Here is a 24,546-nt window from a genome sequence, read left to right on the forward strand (position 1 = left end):
GCCGAGGGCCCGACCACCGTCACGGTGGTCGGGCCCTCGGCGTTCACGACGGCCCGTCAGATCCGGCCGAAGGCCCGCAGCATGTACTCCGAGCGGTCCACCGGGTTGAGGTCGGTCCGCCGCCGCCTCGGCGCCGCTCCGACCACCGGCTGGAAGCTGTGGAACCGGGTGACCAGCACGCCCTGGCCCTGGCTCAGGCCCGGCAGCCGCTGCTCGAAATCCTGCACCGTGCGGGCCGGGATCGTCCCCTCCACCAGGCAGCTGCTGCCCAGGCCCCGGGTGCTCTCCGGCGTGGCGCCGCACTCCACCAGGCTCAGCAGGGCGGCGCTGGCGTTCTCACCCGGCACCTCCAGCTCGAAGCGGTTGACCGGTTCGTACACCTGCGTGCCCGCCTGCTTGAGCGCGTTCATCAGCACGAGCGGCGTGAGCTTGCGGAAGTCGCCCGCCGCGCTCACCGGGCTGGCGAACCCGGAACGGGTGAGGGTCACCAGGATGTCCAGCACCTCCCAGCCGTTCAGCCCCTGCTGCAGGGTGGCCCGCACGGCCTCCTCGACGGCCTTGTGGAAGGCGTGCGGCAGCGAGCCGAGCTCCACCGAGCGGCGGAACACGACCCCTGATCCCGGCTCCCCGGGTTCCACCCGCAGGCCGATCGTGGCCCAGAAGAAGGTCTTGCTCCGGTAGTCGATCTCCTCCACCGACTCGCCGACCCCGATCGGGCGCTCGACACAGATGATCCGGGTGCCCTCGAAGGCCACGTCCAGCTTGAACTCGTCGGCGAGCGTGGCCGCGATGACCTCCTTCTGCACCTCACCGTAGAGCGAGACGGCGATCTCCTGCTCCTCGTCGTCCTTGCGGACGTTGATGAACGGGTCCTGGTCGGCCAACTGCAGCAGCGCGTCGTACAGTTCGGGCATCGCGCTGGGCCGGGAGGGTCGGATCACGGTCTCCAGGCTCGGCGGCGCGAACAGGTGCTCCCCGTCCAGCCCCTCGGCCGAACCGAGCCGGTCGCCGATCCGGATGCCCTTGAGCCCCCAGACCTTGGCGATGTCCCCGGCCCGGGCCCGCGACTCGACGACGGCCGAGCCCCGGTCGAACACCTCGACCACCGTGGTGCGGCCGGGAATCTCGGTGACGGCTCCGTGCTGGTCGCGCCGGAACACGGACACCTTCTCCCGCGACCCGAGCTCGCCCTCGTGCAACCGGACGTAGGCGACCTTCTCGCCCGCCCACCCGCGCTCGATCTTGAACACGGTACCGCGGAGGGTGCCCCCAGAGCCGCCGTGATTGACCGGAAACAGCCTGGTGATCCCGTCGATCAGGGCATCGATGCCGGCGCCGGCCACGGCCGAGCCGAAGAGCACCGGGTAGAGCTGGGCCCGGGCCGCCTGGCGGGCGAGTTCCGCGCTGTAGTCCTGCGCGGTCAGGGAGGTCTCGTCCTCGAGGTAGCGGGCCAGGAAGTCGTCGCCGTGCTCGGCCAGGACGTCGGCCAGTTCGGCGGCGAATTCGGGGTCGTCGGTCCCGACGGTCCGGGCGAACGCCCGTGCTCCGGGGGTGCCCGGTTCCTCGACCCGGGTCAGGGCGACGACGGCCGGGGTGAGCTCGGAGCGGATCTCGTCCAGGAGCTCGTGGTAGCGCGCGCCCATCCTGTCGATCTTGTTGACGAAGAGGATGACCGGCATGCGCAGTTTCACCAGCGTGCGCATCAGCAGCCGGGTCTGGGCCTGCACGCCCTCCACGGCGGAGATGACCAGCACCACGCCGTCGAGCACGCCGAGGGCCCGTTCCACCTCGGAGATGAAGTCCGGGTGGCCGGGGGTGTCGATGAGGTTGACCTTGACGTCGCCCACGGTGAAGGACACCACCGCGGACCGGATGGTGATGCCGCGCTGGCGCTCGAGTTCGTGCGAGTCGGTCTGGGTGTCGCCGCGGTCGACGCTGCCGACCCGGTCGATGACGCCGGCGGTGTGCAGCAGCCGCTCGGTCAGGCTGGTCTTACCGGCGTCGACATGGGCCAGGATTCCGATGTTCACGGTTGTCAAGACGTGTGTCCCCTAGTTCTGCGGTCTTCGTACGGATTACCGGAGCAACACGGATCTTTCGGGGCACGTCCTTCTCCTCGTGGCTCTGTCTCGCGGGTATCAGGTGACTGGTGCCGGCCCATGGGGCCAACCGCCCCCACCCTAACAGGACTTGTCGACCCGCCAGCCGATCGGCGGGGGTCGGTCGACGGGGGTGTTTCCCTCGGGACAGGGAGCCGGACCGCTCTGGAAATGCGTCGGTGCCACCTTGGAATTGCGCGCCTGCCACCTTGTGCGGATTCCTCTTGAGGCCCGTCCGCGGACCCGGATATACCTGGGGCCGAGGGAAATCCGAGCGACATCGGAGGCATGGTGAAGTTCAACATTCTGGGTCCGCTGGAAGTCCTCGACAAGGGAATTCCGTGCACCCCGAGCGCGCTGAAGGTCCGCTGGACGCTGGCGGTCCTGCTCATGAACGCGAACCGGATCGTGGACCTCGGCCTCATCATCGAGGAGATCTGGGGCAGCAGCCCGCCACGCACGGTGGTCACCACCGCGCAGACGTACATCTACCAACTGCGCAAGCTCTGCCGTCCGCTGGGCCGCGAGGTCATCCTCACCAAGGCCCCCGGCTACGTGCTGCTGCTGGGGGAGGAGGAGCTGGACGCCCAGGAGTTCGAGCGGCTGCACCACGAGGGGGACCGGCTGCTGGCCGCCGGCCACCCCGAGGCGGCCGCCCAGCGGCTGCGGCAGGCGCTGGACCTGTGGCGGGGCACCGCCCTGGCGGACATCCCGGTGGGTGCTCCGCTCGCCGGTCACGTCGCCGTCCTGGAGGAGATGCGCCTGCGCGCCCTGGAGCACCGCATCCTGGCCGACCGGCAGCTCGGGCGCCACCGGGAACTCATCCCCGAACTGAGACTGTTGACCCTGCATCAGCCGATGAACGAGTGGTACCACGAGCAGCTCATGCTCGCCCTGGACGCCGCCGGGCGGCGGAGCGAGGCCCTGCACGTCTACCGCGTGCTCTACCGCCGGCTCGACGAGGACCTCGGCATCGCCCCCTCCCGACCGCTGCAGGAGCTGCACAACGACCTGCTCAGCGGCACGTCGCCCACTCGGCAGGAGTTCCAGGCGCTTGCCGCGCGGGCGATGGAGCAGGGCCTGCGGGCCCGTTCGGCCTGAGGCCCGTCCCGGCCGAGCCCTGCTCCGCTCCCTGCCGGGCCGTCGTCCCCGCAGGGGTCCGCGCCGGACCGGTCCACCGCGGACGGATCCGCGCCGGACCGGTCCGCGGGGCTCAGGCCCGGCCGGCCGGGACCAGCATGGAAGCGGCCCGGGCCTTGTTCACGGCGTCGATCCGGGAGACGGCGTTGAGCTTGACGAACACGTTCCGGAGATGGCGCTTGACGGTGCCGGGCGAGATGCAGAGCCGGCCCGCGATGGCTGAGTTGCTCAGCCCGTTCGCGACCAGGCCCATGACCTCCCGCTCGCGTCCGGACAGGCGGTTGCCGCGCTGGCCGGCCATCCAGTCGAGGCCGGAGCGCGAGGCCATGATGTAGACCCGCTCCCGGTCCGAGGTCAGGCCCCGGATCACCGAGCCGAGGCACTCCCCGGCCGCGTCCTCGGCCAGGTAGGCGTGCACACCGCTGCTGAGGTACGTCTCCATCTCGCCGGGGTGGTCCCGCCGGCTCAGTACGACCACCCGGGTGCCCCGGTCGAGCAGGCGCTCGAGGCCCCGCTCGGTGTCGGCCACCGACTCGCCCGCTCCGTACACCACGACGTCCACGGGGTGCCCGGCCATGACGGCGAGTGCTTCGTCCACGCCGCCGACGGCGGCGCGGAGGACGAGGTCGGGCTCGGCCGACAGCAGGGCCTGCAGGCCCGTGCGCAGCAGGACGTTGTCCTCGACGACGAGAACCGACGGATGGTTGTTGCCGACTGACACGGTTGACCCCCGATGGCGACAGGCGCGAGTGACCGATGAGTGGAGCGATCCGGGCTGGCCGCGGCGGGCGGTGCGGTGGACGCCCCGGGCCCGGTGACGGGCCCAAGAGAACCGATTCTTCGGAGTGGGGCCCGGAAGGTGTGCGGGCCGGGAGCGGGCCGTGGAGCGGCCGGGCCGGGGTCGCTGCGGGGTGGGCCGTGCCGCGGGGGCCGGGACGGCCCGGGCTGTCCTGGAGCCGTCGGCCGATCGGGCGGCCGCGGCACGGGCCGGTGCGGCCACGCCCGTGAACTGGCGTGAGGCCTCTGGCCGGCCGGGGAAAGCAGCCATGCGAAGTCCTCCGGTGGGTGGCGGTCGGGTAGGTGTACGTGTTCGTTGTCGCGTGTGAGGAAGGCACGGCCGGGCGGCTTCCGGGCCGCCACACACGCGGCCGGCCGGGGTTCACGATCCGGGCCCGCCCGCGGCGGCCGCCGGTCACCCGCCCCGCCGCCCGGGTGGCTCGGTTCGTTCGCGACCCGGGCTGAGGAGAACCTAACCCGATTCTTACTTTCCGCCCAAGGGCGGTTTTTCGCCGCACGAACGACGCTAGATCACGGGACGATCTCGCTCTCCGCGCATGTGACCGGGGTAACGTCGGACAAATCCGGCCGCAGGTGATTGGCGACTTCGGAACCAGGGGAGGGGAGCCGGATGTCGGCCGGGGGTGTCCGGATCCCGCCGGTCGACGGCCGGCTGACCAAACCTGCGGGAATCACGTGAAGGACCGGGTGGTCGATCCCACATCCAGAAGTTCTTCGACACCGTCCGCCGTGACTCCTCGTCAAGATCCGGCGGGGCGACCGGGAATGTGGCGCCGAAGGCAGCCCGACGCGCCCGGGCACGGCGCTGCCGGAGGTGTGATGGTACGCACCACGGTGCGTGCGCCGGGGAACGTGAGCCGTCGTTCCGGCCGGACGACCCCTAGCCGCGCCGCCAGCGGTTGGTGATCGGCAGGCGGCGGTCCCGGCCGAAGTTCTTGACCGAGATCTTCGGGCCCGGCGGGTACTGGCGCCGCTTGTACTCGGCGGTGTCGACCAGCCGGACCACCCGGTCCACCACCGCCGGGTCGAAACCGGCCGCGACGATCGCGTCCCGGCCCTCGTCGCCCTCGATGTAGCGGTCCAGCACGCTGTCCAGCAGGTCGTAGTCCGGCAGCGAGTCGGTGTCCACCTGGTCCGGCCGCAGCTCGGCGGACGGCGGCTTGGTGATGGTGTTCTCCGGGATCGGCGGCACCTCGCCGCGCCGCTCGGCCTCCTCGTTGCGCCAGCGGGCGAGGCGGAAGACGAGCGACTTGTAGACGTCCTTGATCGGGCCGAACGCGCCCACCGAGTCGCCGTACAGGGTCGAGTAGCCGACCGCCAGCTCGCTCTTGTTGCCGGGCGCGAGCACGATGTGCCCCTCCTGGTTGGAGATCGCCATCAGCAGGGTGCCGCGCAGCCGGGACTGCAGGTTCTCCTCGGCCAGGCCGGTCAGTTCGGTGGCGCCCAGGTAGGCGTCGAACATCGGGGCGATGGAGACGGTCCGGAAGTGCAGCCCGGTGCGGCGGGCCAGTTCGGCCGCGTCGTCGCGGGAGTGCTGGGAGGAGTAGCGGCTCGGCATCGAGACGCAGTGCACGTTCCCGGCGCCGATCGCGTCCACCGCGATCGCGGCCACCAGCGCCGAGTCGATGCCGCCGGAGAGGCCGATGAGCACGGATTCGAAGCCGTTCTTGACCACGTACGCCCGGGTGCCGGAGACCAGCGCGGCCCAGATCTCGGCCTCGTCGGACAGCCGCGGCGCGATCCCGGCGGTGAGCCTGTCCGCGGGGGCGGGCGACGGCTCGTCACCCAGCTCGGTGCGGACCAGGTGCAGTCCGTCGCTCAGCAACAGGCCGTCGGTGTGGTCGCTGCTCGCGGCCGGCAGGTCGAGGTCCAGCACCAGCAGGTGCTCCTCGAACTGCGGGGAGCGGGCCAGGACCCGGCCGTCCGCGTCGACCACGATCGAGTCACCGTCGAAGACCAGCTCGTCCTGGCCGCCGACCATGTTGACGTACGCCAGGGCGCAGCCCGCCTCGACCGCTCGGCGGCGCACCAGCTCGAGCCGCAGGTCGTCCTTGTTCCGCTCGTACGGCGAGCCGTTGACCACCAGCAGCAGCCCGGCCCCGGCCTCCCGCGCGGCGGTGACCCGGCCGCCGTCCTGCCAGATGTCCTCGCAGATCGCCAGCGCGACGTCCACCCCGTGCAGCCGCAGCACGGGCAGCTGGTCGCCCGGGACGAACCAGCGGAACTCGTCGAAGACGCCGTAGTTGGGCAGGTGGTGCTTGGCGAAGCGGGTGACCACCTCGCCCCGGTACAGCACCGCGGCGCAGTTCTGCGGCGACCCGGCGGGCCGGCCGAAGCGCGGCGAGGCGTGCTCGGAGCGCCCGAGGTAGCCGACCACCACGGGCACCCCGCCCAGGCCGTCGTCGGCCAGCCGGCCCGCCAGCTCGACCAGGGCGCCGCGCGAGGCCTCGACGAAGGAGCGGCGCAGCGCGAGGTCCTCGACCGGGTACCCGGTCAGGACCATCTCGGGGAACGCGACCAGCTGGGCGCCGGCCTCCACGGCCTGCTTCGTCCAGCGCACCACCTCGTCGCCGTTGCGGGTGAGGTCACCGACCCAGGGGTCGATCTGGCACAGGGCGACACGGAGATTGGGCATGCCTCGAAGTGTAATCGTCTAACTGACGCAATGTGCTGCGGGGGCGACCCCGTGGGGGGTCGGCCCTGCCGCGGAGGCCGGTGATCGGCCATGATGGGGGCAGCCGCTCCGCGGGGTCTCTCGGGGGCCTTCGGGGCGTAACACGAGCGTAAAGAGCAGAGGTGAGACTGTCCCCATGGGCAAGCAGCAGCAGTTCGTGCTTCGCACGCTCGAAGAGCGTGACATCCGGTTCGTCCGGCTGTGGTTCACCGATGTCCTCGGGTTCCTGAAGTCGGTCGCGGTGGCGCCGGCCGAGTTGGAGCAGGCCTTCGAGGAGGGCATAGGGTTCGACGGCTCGGCGATCGAGGGGTTCGCCCGGGTGTACGAGTCCGACATGATCGCCAAGCCGGATCCGACCACCTTCCAGATCCTGCCGTGGCGCTCCGAGACCCCGGGCACCGCGCGGATGTTCTGCGACATCCTGATGCCGGACGGCTCGCCCTCCTACGCCGACCCCAGGTTCGTGCTCAAGCGCACCCTGGAGAAGGCCTCCGACCTGGGCTTCACCTTCTACACCCACCCCGAGATCGAGTTCTTCCTGCTGAAGAACCTGCCCGGCGACGGCACCGCGCCGATCCCCGCCGACCAGTCCGGCTACTTCGACCACACCCCGCGCGGGGTGGGCCACGACTTCCGCCGCCAGGCGATCACCATGCTGGAGTCGATGGGCATCTCGGTCGAGTTCTCGCACCACGAGGGTGCCCCCGGCCAGCAGGAGATCGACCTGCGCTACGCCGACGCGCTGTCCACCGCCGACAACATCATGACCTTCCGGCTGGTCATGAAGGAGGTCGCGCTGGAGCAGGGCGTGCACGCGAGCTTCATGCCCAAGCCCTTCTCCGAGCACCCCGGCAGCGGCATGCACACCCACGTCTCGCTGTTCGAGGGCGACCGCAACGCCTTCCACGAGTCCGGCGCCGAGTACCAGCTCTCCAAGGTCGGCAGATCGTTCATCGCCGGCCTGCTGCGGCACGCCGCCGAGACGGCCGCCGTCACCAACCAGTGGGTGAACTCCTACAAGCGCATCTGGGGCGGCTCCCAGCGCACCGCCGGCGCGGGCGGCGAGGCCCCCTCCTACATCTGCTGGGGCCACAACAACCGCTCCGCGCTGATCCGGGTGCCGATGTACAAGCCGGGCAAGCAGGGCTCCACCCGGATCGAGGTCCGCTCCCTGGACACCGGCTGCAACCCGTACCTCGCCTACGCCGTCACCCTCGCGGCCGGCCTCAAGGGCATCGAGGAGGGCTACGAGCTCCCGCCCGGCGCCGACGACGACGTGTGGGCCCTGACCGACTCCGAGCGCCGCGCCCTCGGCATCCAGCCGATGCCGCAGAACCTCGGCGAGGCCATCGACCTGATGCAGCGCAGCGAACTGGTCGCCGAGACCCTGGGCGAGCACGTCTTCGACTTCTTCCTGCGCAACAAGCGCCAGGAGTGGGAGGAGTACCGCTCCGAGGTCACCCCGTTCGAGCTGCGCAAGAACCTCCAGGTGCTCTGAGGGGCTGCCGCAGGAGGCCCGCCCGGCGACGGCCGTCGGGCGGGCCTCCGCGCGTTCCCGGGGGCGGCCCCCGGTGGCGGCCCCGGCGTTACTGCGTCCGGGGGACGGGCGTCGCCCCGGAGTGTGTCCGCTTGCGGTCGGGTGGGGCGGGGCGCTGAAGTGGCGGCCGGTTCGGTGGCGGCGACGGGAGCCCGGGATGGCGCGGCAGCGGGGCGTGGTGGTGCGGGCGGTGGCCCGGTGGACCGGTGACGGGCTGTTGACCCTCGGTCTCCTGGTGCTCCTCTTCGCGGTGTACGTGCTCTGGTGGAGCAACGTGGTGTCGGACCGGGCGGCGGACCGGGCCGCCGGGCGGCTGCGCGACAGCTGGTCGGCCGCCGCGCCGCCCGCGGCGGACGCGGACTCCCCGGTGGCCGGGCTCGGCCGGGGCGACCTCGGCTTCCTGCACGTGCCCGCGATGGGCCGGGACTACGAGGTGCTGATCAGGTCCGGTACGGACGAGGCGACCCTGGCGGATGGCGTGGCCGGCGCGTACACCGTGCCGTACCGCTCGGTTCCGCCGTGGGAGGGCGAGGGCAACTTCGCCCTCGCGGCACATCGCGACGGCCACGGCGCCAAGTTCCACGACCTGGACCAGGTCGGCCCGGGCGCCCCCGTGGTGGTCGAGACCAGGGACCGCTGGTACGTCTACCGGGTCGACGGCGTGCTGCCGGAGACCTCCCCGGACGACGTGGGTGTGATCGCGCCCGTTCCCACCGGTTCGCCGTACCGTTCGCCGGGGCGCTACATCACGCTGACGACCTGCACGCCGGAGTACACCTCGCTGTACCGGCTGGTGGTCTGGGGGAGCCTGGTCCGGGAGGAGGCGATGACGCCCGGGCGGGTGCCGCCGGCGGAGCTGCGCTGAGCGGGGCCCGCCCGGACCGTACGGTCGGGGTCCCTAGGGTCGTTCGACGCTCAGCAGGTCGACCTCCATGGTGACCGGGTCGGTGCGGGTCGGCGGGGCGTGGAACGTCCCGTCGCCGATCGAGAGGTTGAGGATCAGGTAGGCGGAGAAGTCCGGCCCGACGCCCGTCCCGTCGGACCACACCGGGTTCAACTGGTCCCGGGAGGATCCGACGTACCAGGTGTCGTTGTCGGTGCCGAGCCTGACGGCCACGTACACCCACCGCTCGGGGCCGATGTCCGGGCCGTAGTAGACGGTGCTGCTCTCCCGCACGTGATTGACGAACTCGATCCGGTCCGGATGGTCGGCGTACCACTCGAAGAGGTCGAGTTCGTTGCCGCCGTCCCGCCAGGTCCACAGGCAGGGCCAGGCGGCGGTGCCCGCGGCGGGGAGCCGGACGTGCACCACCACCAGGTCGCCGGTGCGGAGCTGGAATCCGCTGCCGCCCGAATCACAGGAGTCGCCGGTGGTCAGCAGCCCGGTGTTCCAGTTTCCGTCCGCGCGGTGCTGGGCGGTGACGGTCAGGTGCCCGTCGGCCGTGCTCAACGCGTCGGTGGTCAGCCGGTCGAGTTTCCAACTGTTGGGGTTGTAGGTGCAGTCGGCGTACGCGGCGGTCTGCCAGCCCCACCGCCGGCCCGGTCCCAGGTCCAGGGTGTCGAACCGGTCCAGCAGGACGGTGGTGCGCTGCGTCCGCGGAGCCGCGGCCGCGTCCGCGGCGGGGGCGGGGGCGGGGGCGGGGGCGGCGGCCGACGTCGCGGCGGTCGTCGCCGCCATCGCCAGCGCCACCAGCAATCGGATAGCCATGCCGTTCACGATCCACGCCGGGCCGTCCGGCCGCGCCACGGGCGGAGCCGACCGGATGAATTCAGGGTGGACGCATCGACTGGCGGGGCCCGGAATGGCGTGTTAAGGACTCCGGTCGTGATAGAAGAAAAGCGGGTTATGGCGGTGGCCCGATGTCAGCGAATTCCTTCGAATTCCGCATGAATTCACCGATCGGCAATTCTGACCAGTCAGTGAGGAACAGTTATGTACGGACTCGCTCACACCGGCGTCGCTTCGCTGGCGCTCCTGGCGACCGGCGGCGCCGCCGCCGCGATCGGCGCGGCCGTGAAGTGGCTCGCCCGGCGGTGACCGAATCACTGACCGTGCTGATCCCGGCACACAACGAGGCGGACTTCATCGCTGACGCGGTGAAGTCCGCCTTCGGCCAGACGGTACGGCCGCGCACCGTGCTGGTCCTCGCGGACTCCTGCACGGACGACACGGCGGCGATCGCCCGGCGGTGCGGCGCCGAGGTGCTGGAGGTCGACTGCAGGAGCAAGCCGGAGTCGCTCAACCTCGCACTCGCGGAGGTGACCACCGAATTCGTCGCCCTGCTCGACGCGGACGGCTACTTCGCCTCGGACCGGGCGCTGGAGATGTGCCTGGAGCGGATGCGCGCCAAGGGCTACGGCGGCGTCTGCATGTCGGTCACGCCGCACAGCGTGAAGGGCGTGTTCCAGCGTTCGCGCGTGATCGAGTGGGCCGCGGCCCACCGGATGTCCCGGACGGTCGAGTCGTGGCACGGCTGGGTCGCCGTGCTCTCCGGCTGTGCGGGCGTGTACCGCACGGAGTCGGTCCGGGCGGTCGGCGGCTGGTCCGCCGACAGCCTCTGCGAGGACGTCGAGCTGGCGCTCAAGATGAACCGCGCCGGACACAAGGCGGGCTTCGTGCCCGGCGCGTACGTGTGCGTCCGGGACCCCGGCAGCTGGTCCGTCTACTGGGCGCAGACCCACCGGTGGGCGGCCGGCTGGGCGCAGGCGCTGTACCAGCACCGCAGTCTGTTCCTCCACAGTTGGGGCTTTACCCGGGTATTCGGCGCGATGCTCGTGGACAGCGTCCTGATGGCTTCCGGATACCTCTCGCTGCTTTATCAGCTGGCCACCAGGTTCACCCATTTCGATGCATTCCGGTGGATGGGTCTGTGGTTCCTGATGATGGTGGCGCTGACTTTCGGGACGGCCGCCCTGCAAATCGGTATCCGGCGAACTCTCACCTGTTATCCGGCATATCTCGTCGTGGGTACCATGGGCACCGTCGTCTCCCTCTGGGTGATGTTCCGGGAATGGGTCCTGGGCCGACATCTGATCTCCTGGACGGGCCGTCAGGGACGCCAGGTGGAGATCACCCGGATGTCGGAACGAAGACGGTTCGTACTCGCTCTGACGGGTGCGGGCGCGGGGCTCGTCGGCGCGCTCTCCGGCCGCGTGCTCGACCGGGAGTACCTGTTCCTGACGGGCGCCGCCGCGACCGGTTCGGTGCTGCTGTCGGCCCTGCTCTGGCACCTGGTGAACCGGATGCCGGAACAGGCGTGACGCCGGAACGACCGCCCGCGCCGCGGGCCCCGTGGCGCGGGCGGACCAGCTCCTGGGAAGGTAGGTCCAGGGCCGCGTGACCGCGTGGGCCACTGGGCGTTCCGGGAGAGCGATGGCGGTGGAGGAGCAGCGGGCCGGGAGCCGGGTCAGTCGGCCCGAGATCAGGCTGGTCCGGCGGGGGTTCACCGACCCCGCCAAGGCCGTGCGGCTACTGGACGGGCCCGGCCTGGAGGGCCTGGCCGACGACCCGGTGCTGCTGGACGCGCTCGGCGCCACCGCCGACCCCGACCTCGCGCTGCTGGGCCTGGCCCGGCTGCTGGAGGCCGCCGACGAACCCGAGCGGCACACCCTGCGCGACACCCTCACCACCTCCAAGCCGCTGCGCGACCGGCTGCTCGGGGTGCTCGGCGTCTCCACCGCGCTCGGCGACCACCTGGCCCGGCACCCCCACGACTGGCACGCGCTGGTCACCTTCGAACTGCGCGACATGCACCCCGGCCCGGAGGACTTCCGTCGCGCCCTCGCCGACGGCGTCAAGGAGGACGCCCTCAGCCCGGCGAACGCGTTGCGGGTCGCCTACCGCCGTTGCCTGCTGGCCATCGCCGCCCGCGACCTCACCGGCACCACCGACCTCGCCCAGACCGCCGCCGAGCTGGCCGACCTGGCCGGCGCCACCCTGCAGACCGCCCTGGACCTCGCCGCGGAGCAGGACCCGGAGGCCGCCGCGGCCTGCCGGCTCGCGGTGATCGGCATGGGCAAGTGCGGCGGCCGCGAACTCAACTACGTCTCGGACGTGGACGTCATCTTCGTCGCCGAGCCGCGCGAGGGCGTGGAGGAGCACGAGGCGGTCAAGGCCGCCACCCGGCTGGCCGCCGCGCTCACCCGGCTCTGCTCGGACACCACCGGCGAGGGCACCATCTGGCCGGTGGACGCCAATCTGCGCCCCGAGGGCCGCAACGGCCCGCTGGTGCGCACGCTGGCCAGCCACCTCGCCTACTACCAGCGCTGGGCCAAGACCTGGGAGTTCCAGGCGCTGCTCAAGGCCCGCCCGGTCGCCGGGGACGCCGAACTCGGCGCCGCGTACGTCGAGGCGCTCGCCCCGATGGTCTGGCAGGCCGCCGCCCGGGAGAACTTCGTCGCCGACGTGCAGCAGATGCGCCGCCGGGTGGTCGACTCCATCCCGGCCCCCGAACTGGACCGCCAGCTCAAGCTGGGCCCGGGCGGCCTGCGCGACGTCGAGTTCTCCGTCCAGCTGCTCCAGCTGGTGCACGGCCGCACCGACCCGGCGCTGCGCAGCGGGAACACCCTGGAGGCGTTGGCCGCGCTCTCCCGCGGCGGGTACGTGGGCCGGGCGGACGCCGCCTCGCTGGACGCCGCGTACCGCTTCCTGCGCTCGCTGGAGCACCGCATCCAGCTGCACCGGCTGCGCCGCACCCACCTGATGCCCACCGCCGAGGAGGACCAGCGCCGCCTCGCCCGTTCGCTCGCCGCGCTGATCAACGACGACACCCGCTCCGACCCGGTGGCCGCGCTGCAGCGGGAGTGGAAGCGGCACGCGGTGGAGGTCCGGCGGCTGCACGAGAAGCTGTTCTACCGCCCGCTGCTCGACGCCGTCGCCGAACTTCCGACCGGCGCCGCCGGGTTGACCCCGGACGCGGCCCGGGCCCGGCTGGAGGCGCTCGGCTACGCGGACCCGGCCGCCGCCCTGCGGCACATCAGCGCGCTCGCCTCCGGGGTGAGCCGCAAGGCCGCGATCCAGCGCACCCTGCTGCCCGTGCTGCTCGGCTGGTTCGCCGAGTCCGCCGACCCGGACGCCGGGCTGCTCAACTTCCGCCAGGTCTCCGACGCGCTCGGCCGCACCCCCTGGTACCTGCGGCTGCTGCGGGACGAGAGCGCCGCCGCCGAGCAGTTGGCCCGGGTGCTGTCGGCCGGCCGACTCGCCCCCGACCTGCTGCTGCGCGCCCCCGAGGCGGTGGCCATGCTGGGCGACCCGCAGGGCCTGGTGCCGCGCGGCCGGGCGGCGCTGCAGTCGGAGGTGCTGGCCGCCGTCGGCCGGGCCGGGTCCACTGCCGCCGCCGTGGCCGCCGCCCGCTCGGTGCGCCGCCGGGAGCTGTTCCGCACCGCCGCCGCGGACGTGCTCGGCCGGCTCGGCGAGGACCCGGCCGAGGCGCTGGACATCGCGGGGGAGGCGCTGACCGCGCTCAACGCCGCCACCCTGCAGGGCGCGCTCCGCGCCTGCACGGCCGGCTGGGAGGCCGAGCACGGGGATCTGCCGACCCGGATCGCGGTGATCGCGATGGGCCGCTTCGGCGGCCACGAGCTGGGCTACGGCTCGGACGCCGACGTGCTCTTCGTCCACGAGCCGGTGCTCGGCTCGCTGGAGCAGGAGGCGGCCCGGGCGGCCCAGGCGGTCTGCAACGAGCTGCGCACCCTGCTGGCCGCGCCGTCCACCGAGCCGCCGCTGCTGGTCGACGCCGACCTGCGGCCGGAGGGCCGCAGCGGCCCGCTGGTGCGCACCCTGGCCTCGTACGCGGCGTACTACCGGCGCTGGTCGCACGCCTGGGAGAGCCAGGCGCTGCTGCGGGCCGAACCGGTGGCCGGGGACGAGGAGCTGGGCGCCCGGTTCCGGCAGCTGATCGACCCGCTGCGCTACCCGGGCGCCGGGGTTCCGGAGCGGGACCTGGTGGAGATCCGCCGGATCAAGGCGCGGATCGAGGCGGAGCGGCTGCCGCGCGGCGCCGACCCGACCACCCACACCAAGATCGGCCGGGGCGGGCTGGCGGACGTCGAGTGGACGGTGCAGCTGCTCCAGCTCCGGCACGGGCACGAGGTGCCGGCCCTGCGCACCACCCGGACCAGGGCCGCGCTGGCGGCGGCCGCCGACGCCGGGCTGGTGGAGCCGGCCGACGCGGAGGTGCTGGAGGCGGCCTGGGTGCTGGCCTCCCGGGTGCGCTCGGCGGTGATGCTGGTGCGCGGGCGGCCGGGGGACAGCTTCCCGGGGGACGCCCGGGAGCTGAGCGGGGTGGCCCGCTACCTCGGGTACGGCGTCGGGCACAGCGGGGAGCTGGTGGACGACTACCGGCGCACCACCCGGCGGGCCCGCGCGGTGGTGGACCGGCTGTTCTACGGGGCCGGCTGAGGGCCCGCACGATGTGGAAAGGGGCCCCTCGGGAGGGGCCCCTTTCCACATCGTCCTCGCTTCGGTCAGCGCCGGGCGCTGCTGACCGTCGGTTCGCTCCACTGCTCGGGGACGGTGACCGGCCGGTCGGTCGTCTCCCGGGCGGGCACCTGCGGCAGCTTGTAGACCCACTCGTGGTAGAGCCAGCGGGCGGTGAGGAAGCCCACCGTGAGGCAGATCTCGCCGCCGACGGCGTCCATCCAGAAGTGGTTGGCGGTCGAGATGATGACCGTCAGGGTGGCCAGCGGGTACATCAGGCCGAGCACCCGGACCCAGGTCCGGCGGGCCAGGAAGAAGATCGCCAGCCCGCACCACATCGACCAGCCGATGTGCATCGAGGGCATCGCCGCGTACAGGTTGGAGACGTGCGCGGCGGGCCCCGAGGCGAAGGAGCCCCAGGTGTGGTGGGCCTGGACGGTGTCGATGAAGCCGCCGCCGGTCATCAGCCGGGGCGGGGCCAGCGGGAAGAAGTAGAAGCCGACCAGGGCGATCCCGGTGGTGACGAACAGCACCGTGCGGGCCGCGACGTAGCGGCCCGGGTGGCTGCGGTAGAGCCAGACCAGCACGCCGATGGTGATGATGAAGTGCAGCGTCGCGTAGTAGTAGTTCATCCCGGTGATGAGCCACCCGACGCTGTCCACGGCGTGGTTGATCGAGTGCTCGACGGCGATGCCGAGGTGGTGCTCCAGGTCCCAGATCCAGCGCGCGTTGCGCTGTGCCACCGCCTCCTGCTCGGGGACGGCGTTGCGCACGATCGAGTAGAGCCAGTAGCTGATCCCGATCAGGGCCAGCTCGAACCAGATCCGCGGCCGGGCCGGTGAGCGGCGCTGGTCGCGGACGCGGTTGCGCAGGGCCGCGGTACGGGACTGGGCGGCACGGGTGGCTCCTTCGGGCTGCCGGGCCGTGCTGGCCCGGGCTGCCTCGGAACCGCCGTCGTGGGCCGCGTCGGCGCGTGCGGCGTCGCCTCGCTGGATCTCGGTCGGTTCCCCCATGGACGAGAAGTCTGCCAGACCGCTCGTAGCCGTCTGCTCATCCTCCCGAAGTGGATTCTTCACCGGTTGTCCCCCTCCAGGGGTAGGGGGCGGATCCCACCGGGGTAGGGGGTGCGGTGGGATCTGGTGCTTACCGGAGGGGCGGACATACGTCCCATTGTCACGCCGTACGCCATTGGGACGTAACCGGGGTCGCCGGGAGGGCCGCTGGCCTGGATTTTTCCGGAACGAAACGGTTTCTGCATCTTGCTGAAACATATTGCAGGCCGCTAGCTTCCAGGGCAATCGATCGCCCCTTCCCCTAAGGGAGCCCCTCAGTGGCCGATACGCCGCTCCGCCCCCGATCACGCCGCGGTCCCCGCCCCAGACCGGGCCGCACGGCCGTGCTGCTGGCCGCCGCGCTGACCGCAGCCACCCTCGGCAGCGCCCCCGCGGCGCTCGCCGCCGCCCCGCCGCCCCCGCCCTCCGACACCGCGCTGGCGGCGACCGCCGGGCGGCACGACCTCACCCGCGAGCAGTTCTACTTCGTCCTGCCCGACCGCTTCGCCAACGGCGACACCGCCAACGACAGCGGAGGCATCACCGGCGGGCGGCTGGACAACGGCTTCGACCCGAGCGACAAGGGCTTCTACCACGGCGGCGACCTGGCAGGCCTGATCCAGAAGCTCGACTACATCCAGGACCTCGGCACCACCGCGATCTGGATGGCCCCGATCTTCAGGAACAAGCCGGTGCAGGGCAGCGGCGCCGACGCCTCGGCCGGGTACCACGGGTACTGGATCACCGACTTCACCCAGGTCGACCCGCACTTCGGCACCAACGAGCAGCTCAAGGAGCTGATAGCCAAGGCGCACGCGCGCGGCATCAAGGTCTTCTTCGACGTCATCACCAACCACACCGCCGACGTCATCGACGACGCCGAGCAGCAGCACGGCTACCGCTCGACCGGCGCGTACCCGACGCTCGACGCGGACGGCAACCCGGTCGACGAGACCGCGCTCGCCGACGCCGGGGCCCCCTGGCCGAGGACCACCAAGGACTCCTTCCCCTACACCCCGGTGTTCCGCACGCCGGCCGACGCCAAGGCCAAGAACCCGTCCTGGCTCAACGACCCGGCGCTGTACCACAACCGGGGCGACTCGACCTTCGTCGGCGAGTCCGCCACCGAGGGCGACTTCAACGGCCTGGACGACCTCGACACCCAGAACCCCCGGGTGGTCAAGGGCTTCGAGCAGGTCTACCAGCAGTGGGTCAAGGACACCGGGGTGGACGGCTTCCGGATCGACACCGTCAAGCACGTCGACATGGCCTTCTGGCAGCAGTGGGCCCCCGCCCTCAAGAACTTCGCCGCCGAGCAGGGCAACAAGAAGTTCTTCATGTTCGGCGAGGTGTACTCCGGGGACCCGGCCGTCACCTCGCCCTACGTCACCAAGGGCAAGCTGCAGGCCGCGCTGGACTTCCCGTTCCAGGGCGCGGCCCGCTCCTACGTCTCCCAGGGCGGCTCGGCGAAGAACCTCGCCGACGTCTACGGCCAGGACTACCGCTACACCAGCGCCGACACCGACGCGTACGAGCTGCCGACCTTCCTCGGCAACCACGACATGGGCCGCTTCGGCTCCTTCCTGCTCGCCGACAACCCGGGCGCCGACGACGCGACCCTGCTGAAGAAGGACCGGCTCGGCACCGAGCTGCAGTTCCTCACCCGCGGCCAGCCCGTTGTCTACTACGGCGACGAGCAGGGCTTCACCGGCGCCGGCGGCGACAAGGACGCCCGGCAGGACATGTTCGCCTCCAGGACCGCCTCGTACAACACCGACCGGGTGCTCGGCGGCCCCTCCGGCGCGGCAGACCGGTACGGGCAGGGCGGCGAGCTCTACCGGGGCATCGAGGGCCTGGCCGAGCTGCGCCGCGACAACCCGGCGCTGGCCGACGGCGCGCAGATCGAGCGCTACGCCGCCGACGGCGCGGGCGTGTACGCCTTCTCCCGGATCGACGCGGGCCAGCAGGTCGAGTACCTGGTGGCGGTCAACAACGCCACCGAGGCGAAGACCGTCACCCTGGACACCTTCTCGGCGGGCATGGGCTACGACCGGATCTACCCGTCGGCGGGGGAGCGGGTCACCAGCGGCGGCGACCGCAAGGTGACCGTCACCGTCCCGGCGCTGTCCTCCGTGGTGTTCAGGGCCGCCGGAAAGCTCGCCCCGGTCGCGGCCGCGCCGCAGCTCTCGGTGCAGCCGCCCGCCGACGGGTCCACCGGCCCGGTGACGGTCGGCGCCACGACGGACGGCGGCTTCAACCGGGTCAGCTTCGCGGCACAGATCGGCAACGGGCCCTGGCAGACGTTGGGCACCGCCGACACCGGAAAGTACGCGGTCACCCAGGACCTGGGCGCCGTCGCCCCGGGCACGGTGGTCCGCTACAAGGCCGTCGTCCAGGACTCCAGCGGCCACCTGCGCTCCGCCACCGCGAGCTTCACCACCGGCACCCCCGCACCCAAGCCGGTGCCCACCGCGGGCGCCCGTCCGTACGCCGTCGTCCACTACAGCCGGCCGGACGGCGACTACGACGGCTGGAACCTCTACGCCTGGGGCGACCTCGCCGACGGCGAGGGCACCCAGTGGCCCGCCGGGCACCCCTTCACCGGGCGGGACGCGTACGGCGCCTTCGCGTACGTGCGGCTCAAGCCCGGCGCCTCGGACGTCGGCTTCATCGTGGAGAGGAACGGCGTCAAGGACGTGGACGCCGACCGCCACATCGACGTCGGCGCCACCGGTGAGGTCTGGCTGAAGCAGGGCGACGCCACCGTCCGCACCGCGAACCCCGGCCCGGCCGGCACCCCGCCGGCGAACACCGCCGTCATCCACTACAACCGGGCCGACGGCAACTACGACGGCTGGGGGCTGCACGACTGGACCGGCGCGGCCGGTCCCACCGACTGGGGCAAGCCGCTGATGCCGGTGCGCCGCGACGCCTTCGGCGCCGTCTTCGAGGTGCCGCTCGCCCCCGGGGCGACCAGCCTCAGCTACATCCTGCACAACGGCAACGACAAGGACCTGCCCGCCGACCAGTCGCTGGACTTCGCCGTCAACGGCAGGGAGGTGTGGATCCTCGGCGGCCGCGAGGGCTACCTGCTGCCGCAGAACCCAGCCGTCTCCTCCCGGTTGGACCCGGGCAGTGCCAAGGCCCAGTGGATCGACGCGAGGACCGTCGTCGTCCCGGCCGACTACGGCGCCACCGACCAGGCCCTGGCCGGCGGCACCAGCGCCCAGCTGGTCTACGACCCCGAGGGCGGCATCCGCGCCGACAAGGGCGTGCTCACCGGGCCCGGGAAGTGGATCCGGCTCAGCCCCGTCGCGGGCGGGCTGACGGACACCCAGAAGGCCAAGTACCCGCACCTGGCGGGCTACCGGGCCTTCACCGTGGACGCCCGGGACACCGCGCGCGTCCCGGCCGCGCTGCGCAGCCAGCTGCTGTTCACCGAACACCTGCCCAGCGGAGCGGCGCTTGCCGCCACCGGGGTGCAGACCCCGGGCGTGCTGGACGACCTGTACGCCGGCCGCACCGGGAAGGTGGACTTCGGTCCGGCCTACTACGACGGCAAGGTCGCCCTCTCGCTCTGGGCGCCGACCGCGCAGCAGGTGTCCGTCCAGGTCTTCGACAGCGCCACCGGGGGCAACCCGAGGACGCTGCCGCTGAAGCTGGACGACGAGACCGGCGTGTGGGAAGTCGTACGCGACAAGCGGGAGTTGGACGGAAAGTACTACCTGTACCAGGTGAAGGTCTGGGCGCCCTCGGTGCAGCAGCTGGTGGTCAACACCGTCACCGACCCGTACTCGGTGGCGCTGTCCACCGACTCCAGGCGCAGCCTGGTCGCCGACCTGGACGCCAAGGAGCTCAAGCCGGCGGGCTGGGACGACCAACCCCGCCCGGCGGCCGTCCCGCCCGGGAAGGAGCAGATCCAGGAACTGCACGTCCGGGACTTCTCGGTGGAGGACACCAGCGTCCCGGCCGCCGAGCGCGGCACCTACCTGGCGTTCACCGAGTCGAAGTCGGCCGGGATGCAGCATCTGCGGGACCTCGCCAAGGCCGGGATCACCACCGTGCACCTGCTGCCGACCTTCGACATCGCCACCATCCACGAGAACCGGGCGGACCAGAAGCTGCCGTCCTGTGACCTCAAGTCCCTTCCGCCGGAGAGCCCGAAGCAGCAGGAGTGCGTGGCGGCCGTCGCCGCCGACGACGCGTACAACTGGGGCTACGACCCGCTGCACTACAACGTGCCGGAGGGCTCGTACGCCACCGACCCTGGGGGCACCTCCCGGCCGGAGGCCGGGGGAGGAACCGCCCGTACCGTGCAGTTCCGGCAGATGGTCCAGGCGATGCACGCGGCCGGGCTGCGGGTGGTGCTCGACGTGGTCTACAACCACACCGCCGCCAGCGGGCAGGCCGAGCACTCGGTGCTGGACAAGGTGGTGCCCGGCTACTACCAGCGGCTGGACGCCGACGGCAAGGTGACGACGGACAGTTGCTGCGCCGACACCGCGCCCGAGCACGCCATGATGAACCGGCTGGTGGTCGACTCGGTGACGCTGTGGGCCCGGGAGTACCAGGTCGACGGCTTCCGCTTCGACCTGATGGGCCTGGACCCGAAGTCCACCATGCTGGACGTGCGGGCCGCGCTGCGGAAGATGACACCGGACTCCGACGGCGTGGACGGCAAGAACGTCTTCCTCTACGGCGAGGGCTGGAACTTCGGCACCGTCGCGAACAACGCCCGGTTCGTGCAGGCCACCCAGGCCAACATGGCCGGCACCGGCATCGCCACCTTCGACGACCGGCTCCGCGACGCCGCCCGCGGCGGCAACTTCATGCTGAGCTCCGCACCCCAGCAGGGCTTCGCCTCGGGCCTGTACACCGACCCCAACGGCTCGGCGGCGAACGGCAGTCCGCAGGAGCAGAAGGCCCGGCTGCTGCACCAGATGGACCAGCTGAAGGTCGGGCTGACCGGGAACCTGGCCGGCTACTCCTTCACCGACAGCTCGGGGAAGGCCGTCACCGGCGCCCAGGTCGACTACAACGGCTCCCCGACCGGGTACGCGGCCGCGCCGGGCGAGGCGGTGGAGTACGTGGACGCCCACGACAACACCGACCTGTTCGACGCACTCGCGTTCAAGCTGCCCACCGGCACCGCGCCCGCCGACCGGGCCCGGATGCAGGCGCTCGGGCTGTCGCTGACCGCGCTCACCCAGGGCGCGGGCTTCGCCCAGGCCGGCAGCGACCTGCTGCGCTCCAAGTCGCTCGACTCCAACTCCTACGACTCGGGCGACTGGTTCAACGCGATCCACTGGAACCCGTCGGCGGGCAACGGCTGGGGCCGCGGCCTGCCGATGGCGAAGGACAACCAGGAGCTCTGGCCGACCGCCCGATCCCTCCTGGCCAACCCGAAGTTGACCGTGGGCGCGGCCGACATCCGGGCGACGGCCGCGCAGTACCAGGACCTCCTGCGGATCAAGCAGTCCTCGCCGCTGTTCTCGCTGCCCACCCTGGCCGACGTCCAGCGGCGGCTGTCGTACCCGCTCTCCGGCACGCCCGGCGAGACGCCCGGGGTGATCACCCTGCACCTGGACGGCACCGGGCTGGCCGGCGCGGAGAAGGGCATCACCGTGGTCTTCAACGCCACGCCCACCGCGCAGACGCAGACCCTGGCGGCCCTGAAGGGGACGAGCCAGGCGCTGCACCCGGTCCAGGCGGGTGGGGTGGACCAGGTGGTGAAGCAGTCCGGCTTCGACGCCTCGACCGGTAGCTTCACCGTGCCGGGTCGCACCGTGGCGGTGTTCGTGCAGGGCTGATTCCGCCGTTATCCGAGTCCCGGGCCCCGTGCCGCCGTCGAGGCGGTGCGGGGCCCGGTTCCGTTCCGGCCGGGGAATGGCCGGAATCAGGCGGTGGCACGGCCGGAAGTGTGACGTGCCGCCCCGGCGCGGCGCTGCCCGCCGTCTGCCGGGGCGGGCGCCGGGACCGAGCGCTGGTCAGTCACCTCCGGTGGTGATCGAACTTTACCGGCGGGATGAAAACCGTGTTCAAGACTTGGTCATGCCGTAACACAACTGACTAACCGTCGTGCATACGGTTTCGGTAATGAATCGGCCAATCGGTGGCATGCATCTGTCATTAACGGCGCGTTTGCTGCCACGATTCCTCCGGCTGCAGACGAGGGGGCCCCACCTCCCGGTGCAGCTGCCCAAGTTCAGGTGCAGCGCGTCCCGACCTGCAACGAACCCCTGCACGACTTGTGAGCACCGAAACCGCACCCCCGTTGCACCCGGCGGGGGCCCCCACTGCGCCGCAACCCCGCGGCCCAGGTTCTCTCCACCGGGCGTGCCGAGTTGATCCCTCGGCGCGCCGGTCGGAAAAGGAGTCCGCATGTCACGTCATGCTCACGTCCGGAAGGCAGCCGTTGTCATGGCCGCCACCACCGCGCTGCTGGTCACCGGCATACCGGTGATCGCCCAGGCCGCCCCGGACGCGCCGGCCGCCGTCGCCAGCCAGCAGGCCAGCCGGGCCGCGCTGATCGCCTCGGCGAACCAGCAGACCGCCTCCCTCGCCCAGGCCCTCGGCCTGGACGGCAAGGAGCGGCTGGTCACCAAGGACGTCGTCCAGGACGCCAACGGCGGTCGCCACCTGCGCTACGAGCGCACCTACGCCGGACTCCCCGTCCTCGGCGGCGACCTGATCGTCCACCAGGACGCGTCCGGTGCCACCAAGAGCGTGACCAAGGCCAGCGAGGCGAGCCTCGCGGGCGTGGACACCACCCCGGCCCTGGCCGCGCCCAAGGCCCAGGAGGCCGCGCTCGCCGCCGAGCAGGGCTCCGTCGACGGCGCGCCCCGCCTGGTCGTCTGGGCCGCCGACGGCACCCCGAAGCTCGCCTACGAGACCGTGGTCAACGGCCGCGAGTCCGACGGCACCCCGAGCAAGCTGCACGTCGTCACCGACGCCAAGACCGGTGCCGTGCTCAGCAAGGCCGACGGCATCAAGCGCGGCAGCGGCAACGGTGTGTTCGTCGGCCAGGTGTCGCTGACCACCACCCAGAGCGGATCGACCTACTCGCTCAAGGACACCACCCGCGGCGGCCAGTACACCACCGACATGAACAACGGCACCTCCGGCAACGGCACGCTGTTCAGCAAGTCGAGCGACACCTGGGGCAACGGCCAGGCCAGCAACCGCGAGTCGGCCGCCGTCGACGCCCAGTACGGCGCCGCCGCCACCTGGGACTTCTACAAGAACACCTTCGGCCGCAGCGGCATCAAGAACGACGGCGTCGGCGCGATGAGCCGGGTGCACTACGACACCGGCTACGTCAACGCGTTCTGGGACGACGGCTGCTTCTGCATGACCTACGGCGACGGCAGCGGCGACACCCACCCGCTCACCGAACTCGACGTCTCCGGCCACGAGATGACCCACGGCGTCACCTCGGCCACCGCCAACCTGAACTACTCGGGCGAGTCTGGCGGCCTCAACGAGGCCACCTCCGACATCATGGGCACGATGGTCGAGTTCTACGCCAACCTGCCCAAGGACGTGCCGGACTACCTGATCGGCGAGCTGATCGACATCAACGGCAACGGCACGCCGCTGCGCTACATGGACAAGCCCTCCAAGGACGGCGGCTCGGCCGACTCCTGGTACTCGGGCGTCGGCAACCTGGACGTGCACTACTCGTCCGGCGTCGCCAACCACTTCTTCTACCTGCTGGCCGAGGGCAGCGGCGCCAAGGTGATCAACGGCGTCAGCTACAACAGCCCGACGGTCAACAACATCACCGTCGCCGGCATCGGCCGGGACAAGGCGGCGCAGGTCTGGTACAAGGCGCTCACCGCCTACATGACCTCCACCACCGACTACGCCGCCGCCCGCACCGCGACCCTCAACGCGGCCACCGACCTGTACGGCGCCAACAGTGCCGAGTACAACGCGGTCGCCACCGCCTGGGCCGCCGTCAACGTCGGCTCGCTGCCCAACCCGGGCGGGGTCACCGTCACCAGCCCGGGCAACCAGTCCACCGCGGTGGGCGGCTCGGTCAACCTGCAGATCAAGGCCTCGGGCGGGACGGCCCCGCTGTCCTACTCGGCCACCGGGCTGCCGGCCGGCCTGGTCATCAACGCCGGCACCGGCGTGATCACCGGCTCCCCGACCACCGCGGGCAGCTCCAACGTGACGGTCACCGTGAAGGACTCGGCCGGCAAGAGCGGCACCACCAGCTTCACCTGGACGGTCACCGGCGGTGGCGGCGGCTCCTGCACCCCGGCCCAGCTGCTCGGCAACCCGGGCTTCGAGACGGGCTCGGCGGCGCCGTGGACGACCAGCTCCGGCGTGGTCGACAACAGCTCCTCGGAGGCGGCGCACGGCGGCAGCTGGAAGGCCTGGCTGGACGGCTACGGCAGCAGCCACACCGACACGCTGTCCCAGACGGTGACCATCCCGGCGGGCTGCAAGGCGACGCTGAGCTTCTGGCTGCACATCGACACCGCCGAGACCGGCTCGACGGCGTACGACAAGCTGACCGTCTCGGTGAACGGCACCACGCTGAAGACCTACTCCAACGCGGACGCCGCGGCCGGCTACCAGCAGCGCACCTTCGACCTCTCGGCCTACGCGGGCCAGACGGTCACCGTGAAGTTCACCGGCACCGAGGACTCCTCGCTGCAGACGAGCTTCGTGATCGACGACACCTCGGTCCAGACCGGCTGAGGTCGCACCGGCTCCTGAGGGACCGGTGAACCAGGACAGGTGAGGGGCCCGGCGGCTACGGCTGCCGGGCCCTTGCCGTGCTCCCTGTTGCAGGACTGTGTTGCAGAAACGTTCAG

General features: G+C 71.7%; 12 protein-coding genes. 7 read left to right on the forward strand and 5 right to left on the reverse strand.

Translation table 11 applies throughout. The annotated features are described in order from the left end of the window. Window positions 1-56: 56 nt before the first annotated feature. Window positions 57-2,039 (reverse strand): elongation factor G, encoded by a 1,983-nt coding sequence (locus HS99_RS34475; RefSeq protein WP_030549954.1) that lies wholly within the window; start codon window positions 2,037-2,039, stop codon window positions 57-59. Window positions 2,040-2,387: 348 nt separating this feature from the next. Here HS99_RS34475 and HS99_RS34480 point away from each other — a divergent pair, with 348 nt between their 5' ends. Beyond that, window positions 2,388-3,200, forward strand: coding sequence for an AfsR/SARP family transcriptional regulator (locus HS99_RS34480; protein WP_046385711.1), 813 nt, complete (start codon window positions 2,388-2,390; stop codon window positions 3,198-3,200). Window positions 3,201-3,312: 112 nt separating this feature from the next. Here HS99_RS34480 and HS99_RS34485 read toward each other — a convergent pair whose 3' ends face one another. Both HS99_RS34485 and HS99_RS34490 read right to left on the reverse strand, forming a co-directional pair. Next, window positions 3,313-3,960, reverse strand: a complete 648-nt coding sequence (locus HS99_RS34485; RefSeq protein ID WP_033348105.1) for a response regulator transcription factor — start codon at window positions 3,958-3,960, stop codon at window positions 3,313-3,315. A gap of 957 nt (window positions 3,961-4,917) precedes the next feature. Further along, complete coding sequence (locus HS99_RS34490) at window positions 4,918-6,672, reverse strand: NAD+ synthase (protein ID WP_030549956.1); 1,755 nt, start codon at window positions 6,670-6,672, stop codon at window positions 4,918-4,920. 175 nt (window positions 6,673-6,847) lie between these two features. Between HS99_RS34490 and glnA2 the strand changes: the two genes are divergently transcribed. Beyond that, window positions 6,848-8,209, forward strand: a complete 1,362-nt coding sequence (gene glnA2, locus HS99_RS34495; RefSeq protein ID WP_030282630.1) for a gamma-glutamylpolyamine synthetase GlnA2 — start codon at window positions 6,848-6,850, stop codon at window positions 8,207-8,209. Window positions 8,210-8,405: 196 nt separating this feature from the next. Continuing rightward, complete coding sequence (locus tag HS99_RS34500; RefSeq protein ID WP_030282633.1) at window positions 8,406-9,113, forward strand: class E sortase; 708 nt, start codon at window positions 8,406-8,408, stop codon at window positions 9,111-9,113. 33 nt (window positions 9,114-9,146) lie between these two features. Here HS99_RS34500 and HS99_RS34505 read toward each other — a convergent pair whose 3' ends face one another. Continuing rightward, window positions 9,147-9,956 carry a LamG domain-containing protein gene (locus HS99_RS34505; protein ID WP_141763867.1) on the reverse strand — a complete coding sequence of 270 codons (810 nt, stop codon included), beginning with the start codon at window positions 9,954-9,956 and terminating at the stop codon, window positions 9,147-9,149. A 326-nt stretch (window positions 9,957-10,282) separates the two neighbouring features. Between HS99_RS34505 and HS99_RS34510 the strand changes: the two genes are divergently transcribed. After that, window positions 10,283-11,509, forward strand: a complete 1,227-nt coding sequence (locus tag HS99_RS34510; protein ID WP_030549960.1) for a glycosyltransferase family 2 protein — start codon at window positions 10,283-10,285, stop codon at window positions 11,507-11,509. A 112-nt stretch (window positions 11,510-11,621) separates the two neighbouring features. After that, window positions 11,622-14,648, forward strand: a complete 3,027-nt coding sequence (locus tag HS99_RS34515; protein ID WP_030549962.1) for a bifunctional [glutamine synthetase] adenylyltransferase/[glutamine synthetase]-adenylyl-L-tyrosine phosphorylase — start codon at window positions 11,622-11,624, stop codon at window positions 14,646-14,648. A gap of 65 nt (window positions 14,649-14,713) precedes the next feature. On the opposite strand, the gene HS99_RS34520 is transcribed toward HS99_RS34515, so the two are convergent. After that, window positions 14,714-15,679, reverse strand: coding sequence for a phosphatase PAP2 family protein (locus HS99_RS34520; RefSeq protein ID WP_030597145.1), 966 nt, complete (start codon window positions 15,677-15,679; stop codon window positions 14,714-14,716). Between the two features lie 317 nt (window positions 15,680-15,996). Between HS99_RS34520 and pulA the strand changes: the two genes are divergently transcribed. Together pulA and HS99_RS34530 are read left to right on the forward strand one after the other, a co-directional pair. Then, window positions 15,997-21,528, forward strand: coding sequence for a pullulanase-type alpha-1,6-glucosidase (gene pulA, locus HS99_RS34525; protein WP_030549964.1), 5,532 nt, complete (start codon window positions 15,997-15,999; stop codon window positions 21,526-21,528). Window positions 21,529-22,099: 571 nt separating this feature from the next. Continuing rightward, entirely contained in the window at window positions 22,100-24,430 is a 2,331-nt protein-coding gene (locus HS99_RS34530; protein WP_030549966.1) for a M4 family metallopeptidase, read from the forward strand. Window positions 24,431-24,546 lie beyond the last annotated feature (116 nt).

It is taken from the genome of Kitasatospora aureofaciens, assembly GCF_001188955.3.
GTDB classification, from domain to species: domain Bacteria; phylum Actinomycetota; class Actinomycetes; order Streptomycetales; family Streptomycetaceae; genus Kitasatospora; species Kitasatospora aureofaciens.